At 67.8% G+C, this 4,596-nt stretch carries 6 protein-coding genes; 5 read left to right on the forward strand and 1 reads right to left on the reverse strand.

The features are described from left to right. The first annotated feature begins 55 nt into the window (after window positions 1-55). Window positions 56-274 (forward strand): hypothetical protein, encoded by a 219-nt coding sequence (locus tag AC1DZ6_RS19515; RefSeq protein ID WP_477098799.1) that lies wholly within the window; start codon window positions 56-58, stop codon window positions 272-274. Here the strand turns inward: AC1DZ6_RS19515 and AC1DZ6_RS19520 are convergent. Then, window positions 258-1,427 carry an AGE family epimerase/isomerase gene (locus AC1DZ6_RS19520; protein WP_477098800.1) on the reverse strand — a complete coding sequence of 390 codons (1,170 nt, stop codon included), beginning with the start codon at window positions 1,425-1,427 and terminating at the stop codon, window positions 258-260. The two genes, AC1DZ6_RS19515 and AC1DZ6_RS19520, sit on opposite strands and share 17 nt — an antisense overlap. 120 nt (window positions 1,428-1,547) lie before the next feature. Between AC1DZ6_RS19520 and AC1DZ6_RS19525 the strand changes: the two genes are divergently transcribed. The 4 genes from AC1DZ6_RS19525 to AC1DZ6_RS19540 form a co-directional block, all read left to right on the forward strand. Continuing rightward, window positions 1,548-2,084, forward strand: a complete 537-nt coding sequence (locus AC1DZ6_RS19525; protein WP_477098801.1) for a D-glycero-alpha-D-manno-heptose-1,7-bisphosphate 7-phosphatase — start codon at window positions 1,548-1,550, stop codon at window positions 2,082-2,084. Between the two features lie 77 nt (window positions 2,085-2,161). Continuing rightward, window positions 2,162-2,815 (forward strand): fructose-6-phosphate aldolase, encoded by a 654-nt coding sequence (gene fsa / locus AC1DZ6_RS19530; protein ID WP_477098802.1) that lies wholly within the window; start codon window positions 2,162-2,164, stop codon window positions 2,813-2,815. Between the two features lie 132 nt (window positions 2,816-2,947). Then, window positions 2,948-3,181 carry a hypothetical protein gene (locus tag AC1DZ6_RS19535; protein WP_477098803.1) on the forward strand — a complete coding sequence of 78 codons (234 nt, stop codon included), beginning with the start codon at window positions 2,948-2,950 and terminating at the stop codon, window positions 3,179-3,181. Between the two features lie 101 nt (window positions 3,182-3,282). Then, window positions 3,283-4,596 (forward strand): pyridoxal-phosphate dependent enzyme (locus AC1DZ6_RS19540; protein ID WP_477098804.1); only part of this gene is annotated, 1,314 nt, incomplete at its 3' end.

Genomic DNA, 4,596 nt, shown 5'->3' on the forward strand with positions numbered 1-4,596 from the left:
TAGCAATACACTATCCATTTTTGCTTTAGGCGGCATTAATGAAATAGGAAAAAATATGTATGCCGTTCAATATGACGACCAGGCCAGCGTCGAGCTGTGGCGGTTCGCGGCCGACGCGACGGCGACCTTGCCGGCGGCCAGCGTGCAGGTGCTCGGCGGGGCCCTGACGGCGGCGGGCGTCCCCTGGAAGGTCGGCGATCGTCGAGACGTGACCGTTCAGGTCGAGGTCACGGCCGGCGCGGCCTCGATCCTGCTGGTCACGACCTGGCGCTGATCGCCCGGTCCAGCTCCAGGATCGCGCAGACGATGTGGTAGAACGAGCTGGCGGGCGCGGCCTCGTCGACGAAGGTCCCATCCGCCCGCAGCTTGTCGCGCCACAGGCCCTTCACGGGCGTGTCGAAATACTTCAGCAGGGCCTCGGCGCCGTTGGCGGCGGTGGTCCACCAGTGCGCGTCGCCCGTGATCCGTGCGGCCAATACGCCGGCCTTGATCTGCTCGGTCTGGGCCCAGAGGCGGGCGATGTCGTCGTGCACGCTCATGTCGTCGAGCAGGGCGAAGATCGCCACGCCGCGCTTGGCGTCGACGCCAGGGCCCTCGCCGATCCCGATCATCCGCAGGGCGGCCGCGGTCGCATCGTCGCGGCCCGCCAGCTGGCCCCAGCGCAACAGCAGCCAGGCCCACTCGAACTGGTGGCCCGGTTCGACGATCCGGCCGTCCACGCCCGGCGCGGGATTCCAGTCGCCGTCGTAATACTCGCGCAGGCCGCCGCTCTTGGGATCGATGAACTTGGTCAGCGCCAGTTCGGCGATCTCGTCGGCCATGGCCCGCCAGCCCCCATCTCCTGGGGCGTCGCCCCCCGTGTCGATCCAGGCCAGGCTGGCCTCGAACAGGTGCATGTGCGGGTTGGACAGCAGCGGCAGCGTGCGGGGATGGGTCTCCTCGAAGCCGGCCACCGGGTGTTTCAGCGTGGCGTAGAGGGCGTCGCGCAGGGCGATCGCCAGGGCCGGCAGGTCCGTCCGCTCGGGCAGGACCGAGCTGGCCATGGCCAGGCCGAACAGGCCGAAGGCCTGGTCGTAGAGGTCCACCCGATCGTCCAGGGGCGCGCCGTCGGCGGCCACCAGGGTGCGCATGAACCCGTCCGGGCGGCGGTACTTGCCCAGATAGAAGTCCAGCCCGTGCTCCAGCGCCTGTTTCCAGGGGCCGTCCCAGCCGAGCAGCCCGGCCACGGCGTAGGAATAGATCTGGCGGGGCTGAACCCGCGCCCGGCGCGGGGCTTCGACCGCCGTGCCGTCCAGGGCGATCTTCTCGAAGAAGCCGCCGTTGACCTTGTCGGCGCCGACGTCCCACCAGATCGGAAAGGCGTGATCCAGGGCCCAGGCCTTGAGGTCGTCGCGTTGGCGGACAAGGCGGGCGAAGTCGTCGGTCATCTGCGATCCTTGCGGCGGCGCTGGGGGCCGGGTCGTTCTAGGCTGTCGCCCCGGGGTTCGCCAACCCCCGGGCCGCATTGCCCGCCTTGTCGCGCCGCGGACCCTGGCGTAAGGCGGGACATGTCCGGAAAAGCGCCGCTGAAAGCCGTCTTCTTCGATCGTGACGGGGTGCTGAACCTCGACCACGGCTATGTCTGCGAGCCCGAACGGCTGGACTGGATTGACGGGGCTCGGGAGGCGGTCGCGACGCTGAACGCGGCGGGGATCAAGGTGCTGGTGGTCACCAACCAGTCGGGCGTGGCGCGCGGCTATTTCACCGAGGCCCAGGTCGACGCCTTTCATGCGGCCCTGCAGGACGGTTTGGCGAAGGTCGGCGGCCGGATCGACGCCTTCTATGTCGCGCCCCACCACGAGGACGCCGTCGAGGACCGCTATCGCCATCCCGACCATCCCGACCGCAAGCCCAATCCCGGCATGATCCTGCGCGGCCTGGCCGACTGGTCGCTGGCGCCGGAGGAAGCCGTGCTGGTCGGCGACAAGGGCTCGGATGTCGAAGCTGCCCGCCGGGCCGGGGTCGAGGGGCTGCGTTTCCGCGGCGGCGACCTGCTGGCCTTCCTGCGCGAAAGCCTGGGCGAGCGATTTCCGTCGGACCGCTAGGGGCTTTCCCGGCTTGGCGCGGGACCCCAGGGCGGATAAACGAGCCTGAAACCTCAGAAAACATAAAGCGCAGGTCCATGCAGATCTTCCTCGACAGCACCGACACCAAGGTCATCGCCGACCTGGCCTCCACTGGCCTGGTGGACGGGGTGACCACCAACCCGACCCTGATCGCCAAGGCGGGCCGCCCGATGCTCGAGGTGATCGCCGAGATCTGCGACCTGGTGCCGGGCCCGATCAGCGCCGAAGTCGCCGCCACCACCCACGAGGCGATGATCGCCGAGGGCAAGAAGCTGGCCGCCATCGCGCCCAACGTGGTCGTGAAGATCCCGCTGACCCGCGACGGCCTGATCGCCTGCGCCGCCTTCGCCGGCGAGGGCATCTCGACCAACGTCACCCTGTGCTTCTCGCCGACCCAGGCCCTGCTGGCCGCCAAGGCCGGCGCGACCTATGTCTCGCCGTTCATCGGCCGCCTGGATGACTACGGCTTCGACGGCATGGACCTGATCCGCGACATCCGCGCGATCTATGACAACTACGGCTACGAGACCGAGATCCTGGCCGCCTCGGTGCGCAACGTCGCCCACGTCAAGGATGCTGCCATCATCGGCGCCGACGTGGTCACCATCCCGCCGTCCACCTTCGCCGACCTGTTCAAGCACCCCCTGACCGACAAGGGCCTGGAGCAGTTTCTGAAGGATTGGGCGGGAACCGGTCAGTCGATCCTCTAGGGCGGCCTTTTCCTGCCGAAATACCGCGCGGCCCCGGAGAAATCCGGGGCCGTTGCATTTTGCGACTGCGAAGACTGTTCGCAATTGCGAGTTCGTGCGTTAGGGTCTCGTTAGCTTTCGCGGAGCGCGCCCATGAACGCCGCCGACATCGCCGTCGATATCTGCATCGCCTCCGCCGAGGAGGCCCTGCGCTTTTCCGGATTCGTCCAGGCGTTCCTGTCGCGGAACGGCTTCCCGTTCGTGATGATCCACAATGCGCCGGACCTTTCGGGCGAGCGCCGCAAGGTGGTGTTCGAAGACGCCCTGGTCAGCCGCAAGTTCGCCAGCGAATGGCGGATGGGCGGTCCCGAGCCTTGCGGGGCCTAGGCCGGGCAAGGGCTTGTGGTCAAGCTGGCGTAACGCTGTTTGCGCTTTCACGAAACCGGCCTAGATAGGGAGATCATTTCTCTCTGTCGCCGAGTTGCGCCATGAACGACCCCAAATCCGCCCTTCCTCCGGTCGTCGGTTCCGCGCTCGACCTGATCGGCCGCACGCCGATGATCGAGGTCCGCAACCTCGACACGGGCCTCTGCCGGCTGTTCCTGAAGCTGGAGAACCAGAACCCCGGCGGCTCGATCAAGGACCGCGTGGCCCGCTCGATGATCGAGGCGGCCGAGGCCGACGGCAGCCTCAAGCCAGGCGGCACGATCATCGAGGCGACGGCCGGCAATACGGGCCTGGGCCTGGCCCAGGTGGCGACCCTGAAGGGCTACAAGCTGATCCTGATCGTGCCGGACAAGATGGCGCGCGAGAAAATCCTGCACCTGCGGGCCATGGGCGTGGACGTTCGCCTGACCCGCAGCGACGTCGGCAAGGGCCACCCGGAATACTACCAGGACATGGCCCAGACCCTGGCCCAGTCGATCCCCGGGGCGATCTACGTCAATCAGTTCGAGAATCCGGCCAATCCCCGCGCTCACGAGACCACGACGGCGCCGGAGATTTTCGAACAAATGGGCGGCGACATCGACGCGGTCGTGGTCGGCGTCGGCTCGGGCGGCACCCTGACCGGGGTCGGTCGGTTCATGGCCCAGCATTCGCCGAAGACGCAGATGGTGCTGGCCGATCCGGTCGGCTCGATCCTCTGCGAATACGTGGCGACCGGGTCCTACGGCGAGGCCGGGTCGTGGATCGTCGAGGGCATCGGCGAGGACTTCATCCCCGCCGTGGCCGACATGAGCCTGGTCAAGCACGCCTATTCGATCAGCGACCGCGAGAGCGTCGACACCGCCCGCCTGCTGCTGCGCAAGGAGGGCATCCTGGCCGGCTCGTCCTCGGGCACCCTGCTGGCGGCGGCCCTGCGCTACTGCCAGGCCCAGACCGAGCCCAAGCGCGTGGTCACCCTGGTCTGCGATACGGGTTCGAAGTACCTGACCAAGATGTTCAACGACATGTGGCTGGCGGCGCACGGCTTCGACCAGCGCGAGCTGCACGGCGACCTGCGCGACCTGATCGCCAAGCGCTACGCCGACGGCGGCGTGGTGGCCATCGGCTCGGACGACACCCTGCTGACCGCCTACAACCGCATGCGCAGCGGCGACATCAGCCAGCTGCCGGTGGTCGATCACGGCAAGCTGGTCGGCATCCTCGACGAAAGCGACATTCTGGCCGCCGTCGAGGGCGTCGAGGACGACGACCGCGGTCCGAAGTTCAAGACCAAGGTCGGGGCGGCCATGACCAAGGCGGTCAACGGCTTCTATTCCCGCGCCGACTACATCGAGATCGTCCGCGCGGCCCAGGCG

Source organism: Caulobacter sp. P1_B12_2 (genome assembly GCF_056406675.1).

What these genes read in the sequence shown, in the direction of transcription:
- AC1DZ6_RS19515 (WP_477098799.1), top strand. Translation starts at nt 56, where the DNA reads ATGTATGCCGTTCAATATGACGACCAGGCCAGCGTCGAGCTGTGGCGG.
- AC1DZ6_RS19520 (WP_477098800.1), bottom strand. Translation starts at nt 1,427, where the DNA reads ATGACCGACGACTTCGCCCGCCTTGTCCGCCAACGCGACGACCTCAAG.
- AC1DZ6_RS19525 (WP_477098801.1), top strand. Translation starts at nt 1,548, where the DNA reads ATGTCCGGAAAAGCGCCGCTGAAAGCCGTCTTCTTCGATCGTGACGGG.
- fsa (WP_477098802.1), top strand. Translation starts at nt 2,162, where the DNA reads ATGCAGATCTTCCTCGACAGCACCGACACCAAGGTCATCGCCGACCTG.
- AC1DZ6_RS19535 (WP_477098803.1), top strand. Translation starts at nt 2,948, where the DNA reads ATGAACGCCGCCGACATCGCCGTCGATATCTGCATCGCCTCCGCCGAG.